Here is a 17,531-nt window from a genome sequence, read left to right on the forward strand (position 1 = left end):
CGCTCAGCGGCCGTGCGGCGCGAGCGTCTCGCCGAAGCGGGCGCCGGGGACGGGAGCGCGCAGCGTGCCGCCGTCGAAGGACCAGGAGCGGTTGAAGGAGAGGCCGCCGGAGGTGGCCGGGAGGACCCACGCGCCACCGTTGCCGCCGTTCTCGCCGGGGGCGCCGACGACCAGACTGGCCCGCTTGTCACGGTCCGCGTCGATCAGCCGCACCGCGCCGCCGAAGCGGTCCCCCTGCTCCGGGACGCCGGGGACCGCCCGCGGGCTCTGGCTCACGACCCGGACGCCCTCGGTGGACAGTCCGCTCGCGGAGCCGCGCAGCACCCACACGGTGCCCGCGTCGGCGGCGGCGCCGACGTCGTTGCCGGGCGCGCCGATCGCCACCTCGTCATAGCCGTCCCCGTCGACGTCGCGGGCGGTGACGGCGGCGCCGAAGCGGTCACCGGTCCTGTTGACGCCCGGGACGCCCGGTGAGTTCTGCGTCCAGAACTGGCGGTTGTGGCCGCCGGTCGCGCTGCCCGGCCCGGACGGTCCGCCGAAGTGGACGTAGACGACCCCGGCGCCGGACGGGCGCCCCTGGGAGTCGCGCTCGTCGGGCGAACCGACGACGACGTCGGCGTAGCCGTCCTTGTCGACATCGCCCGACGCGCCGACCGGGCCGCCCCCGGACAGCTCGTAGTGGTCCGCCCAGCCGCCCCGGCTGCCGGAGACGTACACGGCCCTGCCGTACACGCCCGCCGTGTCGTAGGTGCCGCTGCCGAGGATGACGATGTCGTCCGCGCGGTCCTTGTTGTAGTCGCCCATGGTGAGGGCGGTGGGGCGGAAGTCCGCGGGCACGAACCTGGAGAGCGGGTTGTGGTCGGTCACCATCTGCCGGCCGCGGGAGGTGACCTCGAAGCCGAAGGCCCACAGGGAGTCCTTGGACAGGATCGCCACGGACGAGTCGTCGACCTTGAACCAGCCGGCCGCCAGGCCCGTGCCGAAGCGGTTGCCCGCCACCGGGGTGATCTCCCGCAGCCGGCGGCTGCCGGTGGCGCGCAGCCCGCCGGCCGAGCCGAACAGCACGGTGGCCGACCCCGCGTCGACCGCCGCGCCGATGTCCTTGCCGGGCGCGCCGACGATGAGGTCGTCGAAGCCGTCCCGGTCGACGTCGGCGGTGGCGGTGGCCTGCCCGAATCCGTCGCCGGTCGCGGCGAGGCCCTCGACGCCGGGGGTGCTCATGCTGAAGGTCGCCCGGCGGGCGGTGGACAGTCCGCTCGCGGAGCCGTAGAGGACGGCCACGTAACCGGCGCCCTTCTTTCCGCTGACCGTGCCGCCCGGCGCGGAGACCACGAGGTCGCGGTAGCCGTCGTTGTTGAAGTCGTCGTGCGTGATGGGCGCGGGCGGGGCGGCGGCGGACGGGGCCGCCGCGGTGATCGTGGCGCCGGTCGTCAGCAGCAGGGTCGCGGCGACCGTGCCGGCCGTCCGGCCGGTCCCGCTTCCGGTGAAGGGTCTCTTGCTCCGCACGACGGGGCTCCCGGGATGGCTGCGTGGCCGGGCACGGAAGGGCGGGGGGACGGCGCGGGGGCCCGTTCCCCGCCGCCATGTGTGGGACACCCGGACCGGCCGCAGGGTTGTGCCCGGTGCGGTCAGGCGGAGGGGGGCTGCCGGATCCAGCCCAGGGAGCGTTCGACGGCGCGCTGCCAGTTGTCGTACTCGGCCTCCCGGTGGCCGGGGTCCATGTCGGGCAGCCAGCGGGCGGCCGGGTGCCAGTTGCGGCGCAGCACCTCGAGGTCCGACCAGTAGCCGGCGGCGAGCCCGGCGGCGTAGCCGGCGCCCAGGGAGACCGTCTCGGAGACCATGGGCCGTACGACGGGCACGTCGAGCACGTCGGCGACGAACTGCATGAGCAGGTTGTCCGCGGTCATGCCGCCGTCCACCTTCAGTTCCTTCAGCGCCACCGAGGAGTCGGCGTTCATGGCGTCGACGACCTCGCGGGTCTGCCAGCCCGTGGCCTCCAGGACGGCCCGGGCCAGGTGCCCGCTGGTGATGTAGGAGGTGAGGCCGACGATGACGCCGCGGGCGTCGCTGCGCCAGCGGGGTGCGAACAGTCCGGAGAAGGCCGGGACGATGTAGCAGCCGCCGTTGTCCTCGACGGTCCGGGCGAGCGTCTCGATCTCCGGCGCGCTGTTGATCAGTCCGAGACGGTCGCGGAACCACTGGACCAGGGCGCCGGTGACGGCGATCGACCCCTCCAGGGCGTAGACCGGCGGCCGGTCCCCGATCTTGTAGGCGACCGTGGTGAGCAGTCCGTGCCGGGACCGTACGAGGTCGGTACCGGTGTTGAGCAGCAGAAAGCTGCCCGTTCCGTAGGTGCACTTGGCCTCACCCGGGGAGAAGCAGGTCTGGCCGAACAGGGCCGCCTGCTGGTCGCCGAGCGCGGCGGTGATGGGCACCCCGGCGAGCACCGCGCCGGCCTCGCCGTAGGTCTCGGCGTTGGACCTGATCTCGGGCAGCATCGGCCGGGGGACGCCGAAGAACGCCAGGAGTTCCTCGTCCCACGCGAGGGTGTGGATGTTCATCAGCATGGTGCGGCTGGCGTTGGTGGCGTCGGTGATGTGCAGGCCGCCGTCGGCGCCGCCGGTGAGGTTCCAGATCAGCCAGCTCTCGATCGTGCCGAACAGCACCTCACCGTTCCCGGCACGCTCTTCCAGGCCCTTGACGTGGTCGAACAGCCAGCGGATCCGCAGGGCCGAGAAGTAGGTGGAGGGCGGCAGGCCACAGCGGTCGAGGAAGTACTCCTCGCCGGGATCCCGTCGTAGGTCCTCGACCAGCGGTGCCGTGCGGGTGTCCTGCCAGACGATCGCCCGGCCCAGCGGGACGCCCGTGCGCGGGTCCCAGAGCACGGTGGTCTCCCGCTGGTTGGCGATGCCGATGGCGGCGACCTGGTCCGCCCCGACAGCCGCACCGGACCCGGACAGGGCGTCGGCCACCACCCGGCGCAGGTTCTGCCAGATCTCGACGGCGTCGTGCTCGACCCAGCCGGGCTTGGGAAAGTGCTGCTGGTGCTCCCGCTGTGCGACGGACACCAGCCGACCGCCCCGGTCGAACAGGATGCAGCGCGTGGAATTGGTGCCCTGATCGATGGACATCACATACCGTTCCACCATGATCGGGTCCGCCTTCCGAGGTCGCGGAGGGAGCAGGGGGCGCAAGGGGAGCAGGGGCACTTACCAGCGGGCGGCTCCGAGGTCCCGGGAGATCGCCCGCGCGGCCTCCCGGATCAGTGTGATCAGGGTGGGCCGGGGGTGGCCCTGGCTGTCGCAGATCCGCTCGACCGGCCCGGACAGCCCGATGGCGCCGACGACGAGGCCGCCGTGCCCCCGGATCGGCACGGCGAGTCCGGCCTCGCCCATGCTCATTTCCTGGGCCTCGACGGCCCAGCCCTGTTCCCGGACCTCGGCGAGCGCCCGGGTGAGCTGCCCCGGCGTGACCAGGGTGTGCCGGGTGTAGGCCTCCAGGCCCGATTCCAGGGCGGAGTCGAGGGGCGCGGTCCCGTAGGCCAGCAGGATCTTGCCCAGCGAGGAGGCGTGCAGCGGCAGCAGTGAGCCCACGTCCAGGGTCTGGAGCGTGTCGTCCGGCCGGAACACGTGGTGGACGACCAGGACCATGCCTTCCAGGGGGGTGCCCAGGCGCACCGCCTCCCCGCTGCGGGCGGCCAGGGCGTCGGCCCAGTTGATGGAGCGGGACCGCAGTTCGTTGACGTCCAGGTAGCTCGTGCCCAGATGCAGCAGGGCGGCCCCGAGCTGGTACTTCCCGGTCGTCGCGTCCTGCTCCACGAAGTCCACGTGCTGGAGGGTGCGCAGGATGCCGTGGGCGGTTCCCTTGGCCAGCCCGAGGGAGGCCGCCACCTCACCGAGCCCGAGACGGCGAGGCCCACCCGCGAGCAGGCGCAGGATCGCGGCCGCCCGTTCGATCGACTGGACCGGACCGGCCATGAATCGAGCTTATTACCGTCCCGCCGGGACCGCCGTGCGGGCAAATCGACGCCGTAGCTGGGGCTCCGGCGGCGGCGTTCGGTAATGCCGACCCCCGTTCATTGACCCACCCGTCCCGGCTCCTTAGCGTGCAATGAGGCCCGGCAGAGCGCCGAGGCGATCGATGGCGGGCCCGCAGCGCTCACCCCTGGAGACACAAGATGACGGTAGAGCTGAACACGCTGGTACGGGAGGCACACGAACGCGTCTTCCCGATGCCGCCAGTCGCCGGTGCCGTCTCGGACGTACGTCGCCGGGCGGGCGCGGTGCTGGCCGCCTGGAAGGTGTCCCCGGAGATCGTCGAGGACGCCCTGCTGGTGGTGTCGGAACTGCTCACCAACGCGATCGTGCACGCCCTGCCCCCCGCGGTGCTGCGGCTCTCGTGGGTGCGTGGCGGCGAGATGGGCACCCTGCGCATCGAGGTCACCGACGCGGGATGCGCGCGTCCGGCGGGAGAGCCGTGCGCGGGGATCGACCCGGACGAGCACGGCCGGGGCGAGGAGATCGTGCACGCGCTGGCGACCCGCTACGGCATGAACGTCCGCCCGGGCCGGGTCACCCGATGGGCCGACCTCGTCGCGGTGTGAGATCCCGCAGCGGTGCGAAAGCGCACGCTCCCGCGCCGAGCATGAGCGCGGGCGGCTCGCACCCGGGGGCGGATTCCGCCACCCTGCCGACCGAAGTCTGTTCCGCCACCGGTCCCGGTTCCGCCGGGGCCGTTTCCGATGCCGCCGGGGCCGTTTCCGATACGGCCGGCGCGGGGGCGACCGGTTCCTCCGCGTCCCGCGTCTCGTCCGCCGCCCCCATCCGGAGCAGCAGCAGGGCCGCGTCGTCGTGCAGCCGGCCGCCCACGTGCTCCAGCAGTTCGTCGTGGACCGCGGACAGGACGTGCTCCGGCTCGTCGGACACGTGGCGCGCGACGCCTTCGGCCAGCGGGTAGAAGGCGCGGGCCCGGTCCCGGGCCTCGGTGACCCCGTCGGTGTAGAGCAGCAGCTGGTCGCCCTCGGCGAAGGGCAGGATCTCCAGGCACGGAGGCTCGCCGACCAGGGCGCGCAGGCCGAGGGGCGGAGCCGGGAAGGTTGGTTCGACCGGGACGACGTCTCCTGACGCGGATATCAGCAGCGGCGGCGCGTGCCCGCAGTTGACCATCTCCAGCCGGCCCTCGCCCGGGTGTCCCACCACGACCGCGGTGACGAAGTCGTCGGGCCCGAGGTTGCGCGCCAGGCTCGTCTCGATCCGGCCGACGACGTCGAGGAGGTCGGGCTCGTCGTAGGCGGCCTCACGGAAGACACCGAGGACGAGTGCGGCGGTCCCCACCGCCGTCAGCCCCTTGCCCCGCACGTCGCCGACGATCAGCCGCACCCCGTGCGGGGTGGACACCAGCGCGTAGAGGTCACCGCCGATCCGGGCCTCCGCCGCCGCGGCGCTGTAGCGGACCGCGACCCGGAACGGGCCCACGGTCTCCGGGACGGGCGTGAGAACGGCGTGCTGGGCGGCCTCGGCGACCGAGCGGACGGCGGCGAGCACCCGCTCCCGCCGGCCCCGCAGGGCGCTGGCCAGGGCGCTCGCCAGGGTGACGGCCAGCAGGGCCGAGAGGACGACCGCCAGCTCGCGCCCGGAGACCCCGTGCCCGGTGCCCAGCGTCGCGCCCAGCACCCCGGCGAGAAGTCCGACGCACAGCACGCCCCGGGGGCCGTTGGTGCTGGCGGCCAGCGCCGGCCCGGCGGCCAGCAGGGGCAGCCAGAACATGCCCGATCCGCCCAGCAGGTCCACGGAGCCGATGCCGGAGACGAGGAGAACCGGCACCACCGGGGTTCCGGCGGCCACTCGCTTCCTGAGCGGCCGCACCGGCCAGTGGTCGTCAGCGTGGTCTCGCGCCTGGCTCATCACTGTCCGCAATCCTCACTCGTACGAGCTGCAGTACCGACTTGTCCGTTTCATCCAGGAAAGAGGTTGCGTCGGCACGCCACAAGGAGGGGAATTTCAGATAGTGAGCGAGAGGCTTCTGGTCACGCGGTCGGCGGTCGGGATCAGGCGGGCCCGGATGTCCGCGAGCCGGGAGAGCCGATCGGCCGGCAGGGAGACGCCGAGCGAGCCGAGGACGTCGCCGCGGAGGATGGGCACGGCCACGCAGACCGTGCCCAGGGCGTACTCCTCCAGGTCCGTGACGGCCGGGTCCAGGGGCGCGGCCTCGAGCCTGCGGAGCAGCTCAGGGAGGCTGGTGATGGTCCGGGGCGTCAGGTCGGCGAGATGGTGCCGGGAGAGGTAGTCGCGGCGGGCCTCCTCGTCCAGCTCGCGCAGGACGCACTTGCCCAGCGCGGTGGCGTGTCCGGCGTCCTCGAACCCCACCCAGAGGTCGACCCGGGGCGCGCGGGGACCGTCGACGATCTCGGCGACGCTGATCTCGCCCCCCTCGTAGAACGTGAGGTAGGTGGCGGCGGACAGCTCGTCGCGCAGGGCGGCGAGCGTCGGCCGGACCCGGTTGAGCAGCGTCTGCGCGCGGCCCGCGGTGTGCAGCGTCTGCAGTTTGTCGCCGAGCACGAACCCGCCGTCGGCCAGTTTCCGCAGGTAGCCGTCGTGCACCAGGGTCCGCAGCAGGTGGTAGGCGGTCGCCAGGGGCAGCCCGGTCTCCCGTGCCAGCTGCTTGGCCGGCGCGCCGTTCTCGTGCGCGCTCACCGCCTCCAGCAGCCGGAAAGCACGCTGCACGGACATGATGAGCGTGGGGCTCTCGTGAACGCTCATGCCACCAGGGTGCGCCGGACACCCGGGAGGGGCAAGGCGCGGGGTTCCGGCGAGCCCCGCGGTGTGCCGAAACCCCCCGTCGGCACGTCCGGTGTAAGTAGTGTGATGTACATGAAGGCACTTTTGTTGTCTGGTGGCTCAGGTACCCGTTTGCGCCCCATAACCCATACCTCGGCGAAGCAACTCGTACCCGTCGCGAACAAGCCGGTGCTGTTCTACGGTCTGGAGGCGATCGCCGAGGCGGGCGTCACCGAGGTCGGGATCGTCGTGGGGGACACCGCCGAGGAGATCCGGGAGGCGGTCGGCGACGGCTCCGCGTTCGGTCTCGACGTCACCTACCTCCCGCAGGAGGCCCCGCTGGGGCTGGCGCACGCGGTGCTGATCGCCCGGGAGTTCCTGGGCGACGACGACTTCGTGATGTACCTCGGCGACAACTTCATCGTCGGCGGCATCACCGCTCTGGTGGACGCCTTCCGCGCCGAACGGCCGGACGCCCGGATCCTGTTGACGAAGGTGCCGAACCCGACCGCGTTCGGCGTGGCCGAGCTGGACCCGGCGGGCCGGGTGGTCGGCCTGGAGGAGAAGCCCGCCCGCCCCAAGAGCGAACTGGCGCTGGTGGGCGTGTACTTGTTCACCCCGGTGGTGCACGAGGCGGTCCGCGCGATCCAGCCGTCCGGGCGGGGCGAGCTGGAGATCACGGACGCCATCCAGTGGCTGATCGACACCGGGCGCGACGTGCGGTCCACGACGATCTCCGGCTACTGGAAGGACACCGGGAACGTCACCGACATGCTCGAGGTCAACCGCTCGGTCCTGGAGACCCTGGAGCGCCGGATCGACGGCACCGTCGACGACGACAGCGAGATCATCGGCCGGGTGCGGATCGAGCCCGGCGCGAAGGTGACCGGCAGCCGGATCGTCGGTCCGGTGGTCGTCGGCGCCGACACCGTGATCACGGACTCGTACGTCGGTCCCTTCACCTCGATCGCCGGTGACTGCCGGATCGAGGACAGCGAGATCGAGTACTCCATCATGCTGCGGGACTCCTCGATGAGCGGTGTCCGGCGGGTGGAGGCCTCCCTGATCGGCCGCAACGTCGAGGTCACCCCCGCGCCCCGCAAGCCCGCCGCCCACCGCTTCGTCCTCGGCGACCACAGCAAGGTGCAGATCGCGTCATGACGACCCGCATTCTGGTGACCGGCGGCGCCGGTTTCATAGGTTCGCACCACGTCCGCACGCTGCTCGGTCCGGCCGGCCCGGGCGATGTGGCGGTGACGGTACTGGACAGCCTCACCTACGCGGGCAACCCCGCCAACCTCGACGAGGTCCGCGACCACCCCGGGTTCACCTTCGTCCAGGGGGACATCTGCGACGCCGCGCTGGTCGACGAGGTGCTCGCCGGGCACGACCAGATCGTCCACTTCGCCGCCGAGTCCCATGTGGACCGCTCGATCCTGGGTGCGGGCGAGTTCGTCCGCACCAACGTCCTGGGCACCCAGACCCTGCTGGACGCGGCGCTGCGCCACCGAAGACCGCAGACCTTCGTACACATCTCCACCGACGAGGTGTACGGCTCCCTTGACTCCGGTTCCTGGCCGGAGACCGACCCGCTGCGCCCCAACTCCCCCTACGCGGCCGCCAAGGCGTCGAGTGACCTGATCGCCCTCTCCTACCACCGCACCCACGGCCTCGACGTGCGGGTGACCCGCTGCTCCAACAACTACGGGCACCACCACTTCCCCGAGAAGGTCATCCCGCTGTTCGTCACGAACCTCCTGGACGGCAGGAAGGTCCCGCTCTACGGCGACGGCGGCAACGTCCGCGACTGGCTGCACATCGACGACCACGTCCAGGGCATCGAGCTGGTGCGCACCAAGGGGCGGCCCGGCGAGGTCTACAACATCGGCGGCGGTACGGAGCTGTCCAACAAGGAGCTGACCGCCCTGCTCCTTCAGGCGTGCGGCGCGGACTGGGACAGCGTCGAGTACGTCGCCGACCGCAAGGGCCACGACCGCCGTTACTCGGTGGACTGCACCAAGATCCGTACGGAGCTGGGCTACGAGCCCCGCAAGGACTTCGCCGCCGGCCTCGCCGAGACGGTCGCCTGGTACCGCGAGAACCGCGCCTGGTGGGAGCCGCTGAAGGAGCGCGCGGCGCTCTGAAGCCCCCTCCGCAGCCCCTCCGCGGCCCCTTCCTCGGCCCCTTCCTCCTCCTTCTCCGACGACGGACAGGTGACCATTGACCACCACATGGCTGCTCACGGGCGCCACGGGCATGCTCGGGCAGGACGTCCTGGCGCTGCTGCGCCGGGACGGCGAGACGGCCGTCGGCCTGGCGCGTAGCGGTCTGGACATCACGGACGCCGACGCGGTACACGACACCCTCGACGCGCACCGGCCCCGGATCGTCGTCAACTGCGCCGCGTGGACGGCCGTCGACGACGCGGAGGCGCGCGGGGCGGAGGCCCTGCGGGTCAACGGCGACGGGCCCGGGCATCTCGCCGCGGCCTGCGCGAAGACGGGCGCCCGGCTGATCCAGCTCTCCACGGACTACGTGTTCGCGGGCGACGCCACCGCCCCGTACCCCGAGGACGGTCCGACGGCGCCCCGCGGCGCGTACGGACGGACCAAGCTGGCCGGGGAACGGGCGGTCCTTGCGGCGCTCCCGGACGCGGGGTATGTGGTGCGCACCGCCTGGCTGTACGGGGCCGGGGGCCGGAACTTCGTCGACACGATGATCGGCCTTGAGGCGGCCCGGGACACCGTCGACGTGGTCGACGACCAGCACGGACAGCCCACCTGGACGGTGGACCTCGCGGACCGGCTGGTCCGGCTCGGCCGGGCCGCCCTCGCCGGCACCGCGCCCGCCGGGGTCTACCACGGCACCAGCGCCGGGGAGACGACCTGGTACGGCCTGGCCCGGGAGGTCTTCCGGCTGCTCGGCACGGACCCGGCACGCGTCCGGCCGACGACCGGCACGGCCTTCGTACGGCCCGCTCCCCGCCCCGCCTACAGCGTCCTGGGGCACGACGGCTGGCGCCGGGCGGGCATCGAACCGATCCGTCCCTGGCGCGAGGCCCTGGAAACGGCGTTTCCGGCCCTGCTCGACCAGAAGCACAACGAGAAGAAAGGTTCAGCCCGGTGAACTTCACGGCGCAGCCCACCGCCCAGGTCGACGAGAGAGCCACGATCGGCGACGGCACGACGGTCTGGGACCTGGCCCAGATCCGCGAGGACGCTCGGCTGGGCGACGGCTGCATCATCGGCCGGGGCGCGTACGTCGGCCCGGGCGTGCGGATCGGCGACCACGTCAAGCTCCAGAACTATGCGCTGGTCTACGAACCCGCGGTGCTCGGTGACGGGGTGTTCGTCGGCCCGGCGGCGGTGCTCACCAACGACTACTTCCCGCGCTCGGTGGACCCGGAGGGCAGGCTCAAGCGCGGCGGCGACTGGGAGGCCGTGGCCGTGGTGGTGGCCGAAGGCGCCTCGCTGGGCGCCCGTTCGGTGTGTGTGGCGCCGGTGCACGTGGGGCGCTGGGCGCTGGTCGCGGCGGGCGCCGTGGTGACCCGGGACGTGCCGGACTTCGCGCTCGTGGCCGGCGTTCCGGCCCGCCGGATCGGCTGGGTGGGGCGGGCCGGCGTACGGCTGGCCGAGCGGGAGGGCGAGCCGGGCACCTGGGAGTGCCCCGAGACGGGCGCGCTCTACGACGAGAAGGACGGGGAACTCACCGAACGCGCATGACAGCTGTTTTCAGCTGTTTCCCGCAAAACGCAATTCGTCGAACATCTACAGGCATAACATGTGCGCGAACTGTGCAGACCAAGCACAATGAGCACACAAGCCAGCAGTGCCCAGGGGGGGTTACGGGGTGGTGGGGACACCTTTGCCTGCAGCCAGGAGCGACACCCGCTCTGACGGCTGACGACTGACGTCTGCCTTCTTCTGTTCCGCCCGGCGGCCGACGCCGAGGCGTTCTCAAGTCTGCGCACAAAGAGAACCCACAGGGGGGTTGGTGTGCCCAAACGATGACCACCACACGTCTGGCGGCGCTCGGTCATGAGGACCCGCCGCTGTTCGCGCTCGCCCAACGCCTCCTCGGGGTAGCCGAGTCGGGGCTGCCGGCGATGCTGCTGCCCGGCGGCGAGGCCTTCGCCTTCACCATGGCCGGACACCAGGACCCCGACGGCTCCTGGGCCCTGGAGCGGCGCGGGATCAGCACCCGGTACGCGGCCATCACCGTGCTGGGCGCCCGCTACCTCCCCGAGGACCGCCAGCGCGCGGTGCTCGGCGGGTGTACGGCCCAGGAGTTCGCGGGGCTGCTCGTCGAGTCGCTGCCCGCGGTGACCAACCTCGGGGACGCGGCGCTCATCTCCTGGGCCGCCGCCGAGACCGACCACCCCAAACTCTCCGACGCCCTGGCGCGTGTCGAGGCGCTGGACGTGGACGGCCGTCCGCAGTACACCGTGGAGGCCGCCTGGGTGCTGTCCGCGCTCGCGGCCGCCCGCTCCACCGTTGATGTGGAGAGACGTTTCACCGCAGCCAGGGACCGGCTGCTGGGGGCCCGGATCGGCGACAGCCCGTTGTTCCCGCACGCCACCGGACCCGGCCTGCTGCCCTGGTACCGGGCGCATGTCAGCTGCTTCGCCGACCAGACGTACCCGCTGCAGGCCCTGGCCCGCGCCCACGCCAGCGAGGACGGGGACGGGGATCCGGAGGCGCTGGCCGCCGCGGAGGCGTGCGCGCGGCGCATCTGCGAGCTACAGGGCGAGGGCGGGCAGTGGTGGTGGCACTACGACGCGCGCACCGGCGGGGTCGTGGAGGGCTACCCGGTCTACAGCGTCCACCAGCACGCCATGGCCCCGACCGCCCTGTTCGACCTCACCGACGCCGGCGGCGGCGACTTCGGCGCGGCCATCCGCAAGGGCCTGCGCTGGATGACGGACGTACCCGAACTGGCGGGCTCGGCGCACCGGGAGCCGATGATCCTCGACGGCCTGGGCGCCACCTGGCGCAAGGTCTACCGGGGCGACCCGAAGAAGGCGGTACGCGCCGCCCGGGGCCTGTCCACCCGGGTCGCACCGGGTCTGCGGCTGAAGTCCCTGGACCGGGTGTACCGGCCGCTGTCCGTGGACCGCGAATGCCGGCCGTACGAGTTCGGCTGGCTGCTCCACGCCTGGCAGGGGGGCCGGATATGAGCGGCAGACGGACGCTGTTCGGGGTCGAGCTGGACCCGCTGACCATGGACGAGACCGTGGCACGCTGCCTGGCGGCGGTACGGGACGGCCGGCAGCTGGAGATCGGCGTGGTCAACGCCGCGAAGCTGGTGAACATGCGGCGCGACGAGCGGCTCGCCGCGGCCGTCGCCGGCTGCGACCTGGTGCTCGCCGACGGGCAGGCCGTGGTCTGGGCGGCGCGGGTGCTGCGCGCCCCGCTGCCCGAGCGGGTGGCCGGGATCGACCTGTTCCTGCGGCTGCTGGCCGAGGCGGAGACCTCGGGCATCCCCGTGTACTTCCTCGGCGCCAAGGAGGAGGTGCTGGACCGGATGCTGCTCCGGGTCGCCGACCGCTTCCCCGGTCTGAAGGTGGCCGGCAGCCGCAACGGCTACTTCGACGACTCCGAGCAGGAGGAGATCGCGGACGGCATCGCCCTCAGCGGCGCCCAGATGCTGTTCCTCGGCATGACCTCCCCCAAGAAGGAGATCTTCACCGCCGCCCACGGCGCCCGCACCGGAGCCCGGGTCGTGCACGGCGTCGGCGGTTCCTTCGACATCCTGGCCGGGGTCACCAAGCGGGCCCCGGAGTCCTGGCAGCGGCTGGGCATGGAGTGGCTCTACCGGGCGCTGCAGGAGCCCCGCCGGCTGGGCCGCCGCTACCTCACCACCAACGCCTCCTTCCTCCTCCTGACGGCACGGGAGCTGTTCCGGCCCGCCCCGTCGGCCGCCGCTTCCGCGAACAGGAGCCGCTGATGCGTGTCGTCGTGGTGGGACAGGGATACGTCGGCCTGCCGCTGGCCGTCCGGGCGGCCGAGGTCGGACACGAGGTGATCGGCTACGACGTCGACACCCGGCGGATCAAGAGCCTCGCCGCCGGTGAGTCCTTCGTCGAGGACGTCTCCTCCGAGCGGATCCGGGCGGCCCTGGACAACGGCAGCTACCGTCCGAGCGAGTCGGCCCGGGACTGCGGCGGTTTCGACATCGCCGTGGTGACCGTGCCGACCCCGCTGCACGAGGGCACCCCCGACCTGCGCTACATCAAGGAGTCGGCGGTCACCCTCGCCCGCTATCTGCGCCCCGGGGCCACGGTCGTGCTGGAGTCGACGACCTATCCGGGCACCACCCAGGAGCTGTTCGCCCCGATCCTGGAGGAGGGTTCGGGCCTCACCGCGGGCTCGGACTTCCACCTGGGCTACAGCCCGGAGCGGATCGACCCCGGCAACGCGGTGTGGGGTTTCAAGGAGACCCCGAAGGTCGTCTCCGGCGTCAACGAGGCCTCCCTGAAGGCGGTCCAGGACTTCTACGCCCAACTCGTCGACACCACCGTGCCGGTGAGTTCGCCGAAGGAGGCCGAACTCGCCAAGCTGCTGGAGAACACCTTCCGGCACGTGAACATCGCGCTGGTCAACGAGATCGCGATGTTCGCCCACCACCTGGACATCGACGTCTGGCAGGCCATCGACGCCGCCGCCTCCAAGCCGTTCGGCTTCATGAAGTTCACGCCCGGACCGGGTGTGGGCGGCCACTGTCTGCCGATCGACCCCTCGTACCTGTCCTGGCGGGTGCAGCGCGAACTCGGCCAGAACTTCCGGTTCGTGGAGCTGGCCAACGACATCAACAGCCACATGCCCGAGTACGTGACGCGCCGCATCAGCGACCACTTCAACGAGCGGCGCCGGTCCGTGAACGGCTCGCGGATCCTGCTGCTCGGCCTGGCGTACAAGAAGAACACCGGCGACGCCCGGGAGTCGCCCGCCCTGCGCATCTCCCAGCTGCTGCTCGACATGGGCGCCCAGGTCAGGGCGGCGGACCCGCATGTCGTCGAGAGCCTGCCGGTGGACACCCGGCTGGTGCGGGTCGAACCGACCCAGCGGGAGCTGGCGGACGCCGATGTGGTGGTCCTGCTCACCGACCACGACGGCTTCGACTACGAACTCGTCGCCGAACACGCCCCCTTCGTCCTGGACTGCCGCCGCCGGCTGCCGTCCGGACCCACGATCGAGGTGCTCTGAACCATGCGAGTCGTCTTGGTGGCCGGGGCGCGCCCCAACTACATGAAGATCAAACCGGTGATGGACGCCCTGGAGCGGCGGGACGCCGAGGTGCTCCTCGTCCACACCGGCCAGCACTACGACCCGGCGATGAACGACGTGTTCTTCACCGACCTCGGCATCCGCCCGCCCGACCGCTTCCTCGGCGTCGGCTCCGGCAGCCACGCCGAGCAGACCGGCCGCGTGATGACCGCGTTCGAGCCGCTCCTCGCCGAGGTGGCCCCGGACGTCGTGGTCGTGGTCGGCGACATCAACTCCACGCTCGCCTGCGCCCTGGTCACCGCCAAGGCCGGGCCGCTGCTCGCCCATGTCGAGGCCGGGCTGCGCAGCCGCGACTGGAGCATGCCGGAGGAGGTCAACCGGGTCGCCACCGACCGGGTCAGCGACTACCTGCTGGCCCCCTCCCCCGACGCCGTGGACAACCTGCGCGCCGAGGGGTACCGGGAGGACCAGATCCACCTGGTCGGCAACGTCATGATCGACACGCTGCTGGCCAACCTGGACCGGGCCCGGGCCTCGGACGTCCTGGACCGATACGACCTGGACAAGGGCGAGTTCGGGCTGGTGACCCTGCACCGGCCCGCCAACGTCGACGACCCGGAGGTCCTCACCGGCCTGCTGAAGGCCCTGGGCGAGATCGCCGGGCGCCTGCCGCTCGTCCTGCCCGTGCACCCGCGCGCGGCGGGACGGCTGGCCGAGATCGGCGTCCCCGGGGGCGTCCGGCTCGTACCGCCCGCCGGATACCTGGACTTCATCGCCCTGCAGGACTCCGCGCGCGTCGTCCTCACCGACTCCGGCGGGGTGCAGGAGGAGACCACCGCGCTGGGCGTGCCGTGTGTGACCCTGCGGGACAACACCGAGCGGCCCGTCACGGTCGAGCAGGGCACGAACGTCCTCGCGGGGCGGGATCCGGCGCGGATCACGGCCACCGTGAACGCCGTGCTGGACCGGCCGCCCGCGCCCCGCCGGCCCGACCTCTGGGACGGCCGCGCGAGCGACCGTATCGCCGAGGTGCTGCTGGCGGGAGGCACCGCGAGCACCCGGCCGAGACCGACCGATCAGCCCACCCCCGAGGACCGAACGTTCCCCATATGATCCGCTTGCAACTTATGCTCGTCGAACGTTTGGTCGCGAGGGGGGACCGTCATGGATCTCGCTGAGATCGTCCGGGTCATGCGCAGGCGCTGGTACGTCCTGCTGCCGGGACTGCTGCTGGCCGCCGGCCTGGTGTTCGCGGTGACCGTGCTGGTCCCGGTGACGTACCAGTCGCAGAGCACGGTGGTGCTGCTGAACTCCCAGAAGGCCACCCAGGCCTACGACGGGAACCCCTTCCTCAGCACCCAGACCTCGCTCACCGGCATGGCCGACAGCCTGGCCCGCAACCTGAACTCCGACGACTCGCTGCGGGATCTCAAGGCCCGTGGCGCCAAGGGCACGTTCGCGGCCAAGCTCGCCGACAACGCGCAGGGGCCGCTGATGTGGCTGACCGTCACCGGCACCGACAAGGACTCGGTCCTGTCCTCGGACAAGATCCTGACCGCGTACGCCAAGGAACGGCTGGACCAGTTCCAGAAGGAGCAGTCGGTCGCCCCGAAGGCCATGATCCGGATGACGACGATCGTGCCGCCGCAGAACCCGGTGGCGCAGACCAAGACACGGCTCGAGTACATGGTCATGGCCGGGGGCCTGGGTCTGGTGCTCACGCTGGCCGCCGCCTTCTACGTGGAGGCGCGCAAGAGGTCCTCGCGCACGCCCGCGCCGGAGGCCGGACCCGTCGGGCCGGCGCGGGGGACGGCCGCCGCCGTCCCCGCCCGCCCGGCCGGGGAGTCGATCGTCGAGGAGACGCTCGCCATCCGGCAGCCGCCCCGCTGGTCGAAGGCCTCCGCGGACGGTGCGCCCGCCGCGGAGCCCGACGCACCGCAGCCCGCCATGGCCGTGGCATCCGCCGCAGAGCCGCTCGACGAGGAGTCGACTCATGGACATCGCCCGCGCACCGGACAGCGGGACCGGTGAGACGAGCGACGCGCCCGCTCCTCCCGACCCGGTGACACCCGCCGCCGGACCGGCGGCGCCTCCCGCCGCCCCCTCCCTCGGCCGCAAGGTCCGTTCGGCGGCCCGGTGGAGCCTGATCAACACCGTCGTCCTGCGGCTGGGCAACTTCGCCACCGGCATCGTGCTGGCGCGCTTCGCCCTGGGCCCGGCGGAGTGGGGCGTGTACGGCATCGCCCAGACCGTGCTGCTCGTCCTGCTGTCCGCGAACGAACTGGGCGTCGGCCTGGCCATCGTGCGCTGGGAGGGCGACGCGCGCCGGTTCGCGCCGACCGTACTGACCCTCAGCACCCTCTCCAGCGGACTGCTGTACGTGGCCCTGTTCGCGGCGGCGCCGACCGTGGCCGGGCTGCTCGGCTCACCGGACGCCGCGAACGTCCTGCGGGTGATGTGCCTGTGCGTGGTGATCGACGGGGTGGCGCAGGTCCCCGGCGGCTTCCTCACCCGTGAGTTCGCCCAGGGCCGGCGGATGGTCATCGACGGGCTCAACTTCGTGCTCGGCACCGCCGTGACCCTGCTGCTGGCCTTCGAGGGCTGGGGCGCGATGAGCTTCGCCTGGGGCGCCGTGGTCGGGAACGTGGTCACCCTGATCGGCTGCGCGCTGGCGGCCCCGGGCACCCTGAAGTTCGGCTGGGACCCCGGGCAGGCCCGGGCGCTGCTGCGGTTCGGGCTGCCGCTGGCGGGGGCGAGCATGCTGGCCCTGGCGGTGGTCAACGTCGACACCATGGTGGTGGGCGCGACCCTCGGCAACGTCGCGCTGGGGTTCTACGTCCTCGCCTTCAACATCTCCGGCTGGCCCGTGCGGATCATCTCCGAGGCCGCCCGCCGGGTCTCCTTCGCCGGGTTCTCCCGGCTGGCCGAGTCGCCGCGGGCACTGGCCCAGGGCTTCAGCCGCGCGCTGGGCGTGGTGATCACCGGCACCGTCCCGCTCTGTGTGCTGCTGGCCGGCCTCGCGGAGCCGCTCATCCGGCTGATCTACGGCAGCCAGTGGACCCCCGCCGCCGCGGCGCTGCCCTGGCTGATGGCCCTCGGCCTGATCCGCATCGGCAGCGAACTCGCCTACGACTGCCTGGTCGCGATCGGCCAGCGCCGCTCCCTCTTCCTGGTGCAGGGCTTGTGGCTGGTGGCCCTGATCCCGGTGCTGCTCGCCGCCGCGCACCTGAACGGCATCGTCGGCGTCTCCGAGGGCCATGTCCTGGTGGCCGGCGGCCTGGTGGTGCCGGTCTTCCTGATCGCCCTCGGCCGTGGCGGCATCGGTCTGGGCCGGATCGCCCGGGCCTGCGCCTGGCCCTTCCTCGGCGGGGCCGTGATGGCCGTGATCATCCTCGGCCTGCAGCGCCTGTTCGGCGACGGGCGGCTCGCGCTGCTCACCATCGGCACCGTCGCCCTGGCCGGATACGCGGTGTGCGTGCTGCCCAGCCTCGGCTTCCTGCGGGGCGTCGGACATCGGGAGTCGAGGTGA

The 17,531-nt window shown here is 72.2% G+C and carries 15 protein-coding genes and 1 pseudogene; 11 read left to right on the forward strand and 5 right to left on the reverse strand.

Going from position 1 to position 17,531, the window contains the following annotated elements:
- Positions 1 to 3 precede the first annotated feature (3 nt).
- The 3 genes from ACFZDK_RS45270 to ACFZDK_RS45280 form a co-directional block, all read right to left on the reverse strand.
- Positions 4 to 1,506 carry an FG-GAP repeat protein gene (locus tag ACFZDK_RS45270; protein ID WP_390982137.1) on the reverse strand — a complete coding sequence of 501 codons (1,503 nt, stop codon included), beginning with the start codon at positions 1,504 to 1,506 and terminating at the stop codon, positions 4 to 6.
- 122 nt (positions 1,507 to 1,628) lie between these two features.
- Complete coding sequence (gene glpK / locus ACFZDK_RS45275; protein WP_390982140.1) at positions 1,629 to 3,149, reverse strand: glycerol kinase GlpK; 1,521 nt, start codon at positions 3,147 to 3,149, stop codon at positions 1,629 to 1,631.
- A 60-nt stretch (positions 3,150 to 3,209) separates the two neighbouring features.
- Positions 3,210 to 3,977 carry an IclR family transcriptional regulator C-terminal domain-containing protein gene (locus ACFZDK_RS45280; protein WP_390982143.1) on the reverse strand — a complete coding sequence of 256 codons (768 nt, stop codon included), beginning with the start codon at positions 3,975 to 3,977 and terminating at the stop codon, positions 3,210 to 3,212.
- Between the two features lie 200 nt (positions 3,978 to 4,177).
- Between ACFZDK_RS45280 and ACFZDK_RS45285 the strand changes: the two genes are divergently transcribed.
- Positions 4,178 to 4,603: an ATP-binding protein gene (locus tag ACFZDK_RS45285; RefSeq protein WP_390982146.1), complete on the forward strand. Its 426-nt coding sequence runs from the start codon at positions 4,178 to 4,180 to the stop codon at positions 4,601 to 4,603.
- A 172-nt stretch (positions 4,604 to 4,775) separates the two neighbouring features.
- Here the strand turns inward: ACFZDK_RS45285 and ACFZDK_RS45290 are convergent.
- Positions 4,776 to 5,903, reverse strand: a pseudogene (locus ACFZDK_RS45290) (PP2C family protein-serine/threonine phosphatase); the annotation flags it as partial.
- 96 nt (positions 5,904 to 5,999) lie between these two features.
- Positions 6,000 to 6,758 carry an IclR family transcriptional regulator C-terminal domain-containing protein gene (locus tag ACFZDK_RS45295; protein WP_390982149.1) on the reverse strand — a complete coding sequence of 253 codons (759 nt, stop codon included), beginning with the start codon at positions 6,756 to 6,758 and terminating at the stop codon, positions 6,000 to 6,002.
- Between the two features lie 111 nt (positions 6,759 to 6,869).
- Here ACFZDK_RS45295 and ACFZDK_RS45300 point away from each other — a divergent pair, with 111 nt between their 5' ends.
- From ACFZDK_RS45300 to ACFZDK_RS45345, 10 genes are all read left to right on the forward strand, one after another.
- Positions 6,870 to 7,937, forward strand: coding sequence for a glucose-1-phosphate thymidylyltransferase (locus tag ACFZDK_RS45300; RefSeq protein WP_390982152.1), 1,068 nt, complete (start codon positions 6,870 to 6,872; stop codon positions 7,935 to 7,937).
- Positions 7,934 to 8,920, forward strand: coding sequence for a dTDP-glucose 4,6-dehydratase (rfbB, locus tag ACFZDK_RS45305; protein WP_390982155.1), 987 nt, complete (start codon positions 7,934 to 7,936; stop codon positions 8,918 to 8,920). The genes ACFZDK_RS45300 and rfbB overlap by 4 nt, the downstream gene beginning before the upstream one ends.
- Positions 8,921 to 8,996: 76 nt before the next feature.
- Entirely contained in the window at positions 8,997 to 9,902 is a 906-nt protein-coding gene (rfbD, locus tag ACFZDK_RS45310) for a dTDP-4-dehydrorhamnose reductase (protein WP_390982158.1), read from the forward strand.
- Positions 9,899 to 10,498 carry a DapH/DapD/GlmU-related protein gene (locus ACFZDK_RS45315; protein WP_390982160.1) on the forward strand — a complete coding sequence of 200 codons (600 nt, stop codon included), beginning with the start codon at positions 9,899 to 9,901 and terminating at the stop codon, positions 10,496 to 10,498. The genes rfbD and ACFZDK_RS45315 overlap by 4 nt, the downstream gene beginning before the upstream one ends.
- 284 nt (positions 10,499 to 10,782) lie before the next feature.
- Positions 10,783 to 11,952 carry a hypothetical protein gene (locus ACFZDK_RS45320; RefSeq protein WP_390982163.1) on the forward strand — a complete coding sequence of 390 codons (1,170 nt, stop codon included), beginning with the start codon at positions 10,783 to 10,785 and terminating at the stop codon, positions 11,950 to 11,952.
- The gene (locus ACFZDK_RS45325) at positions 11,949 to 12,722 is read left to right on the forward strand and encodes a WecB/TagA/CpsF family glycosyltransferase (RefSeq protein ID WP_390982166.1); all 774 of its coding nucleotides are present in this window, start codon (positions 11,949 to 11,951) and stop codon (positions 12,720 to 12,722) included. The genes ACFZDK_RS45320 and ACFZDK_RS45325 overlap by 4 nt, the downstream gene beginning before the upstream one ends.
- Positions 12,722 to 13,981, forward strand: coding sequence for a nucleotide sugar dehydrogenase (locus tag ACFZDK_RS45330; protein WP_390982168.1), 1,260 nt, complete (start codon positions 12,722 to 12,724; stop codon positions 13,979 to 13,981). Before ACFZDK_RS45325 ends, ACFZDK_RS45330 begins: the two co-directional genes overlap by 1 nt.
- 3 nt (positions 13,982 to 13,984) lie before the next feature.
- On the forward strand, positions 13,985 to 15,115 hold the full coding sequence (gene wecB, locus ACFZDK_RS45335) for a non-hydrolyzing UDP-N-acetylglucosamine 2-epimerase (protein WP_390982171.1): 1,131 nt from the start codon (positions 13,985 to 13,987) through the stop codon (positions 15,113 to 15,115).
- Between the two features lie 51 nt (positions 15,116 to 15,166).
- Positions 15,167 to 16,033 (forward strand): chain length determinant protein, encoded by an 867-nt coding sequence (locus ACFZDK_RS45340; RefSeq protein WP_390982173.1) that lies wholly within the window; start codon positions 15,167 to 15,169, stop codon positions 16,031 to 16,033.
- Positions 15,996 to 17,531, forward strand: a complete 1,536-nt coding sequence (locus ACFZDK_RS45345; RefSeq protein ID WP_390982176.1) for an oligosaccharide flippase family protein — start codon at positions 15,996 to 15,998, stop codon at positions 17,529 to 17,531. Before ACFZDK_RS45340 ends, ACFZDK_RS45345 begins: the two co-directional genes overlap by 38 nt.

Source organism: Streptomyces sp. NPDC007901, assembly GCF_042959465.1.
Taxonomy (GTDB): domain Bacteria; phylum Actinomycetota; class Actinomycetes; order Streptomycetales; family Streptomycetaceae; genus Streptomyces.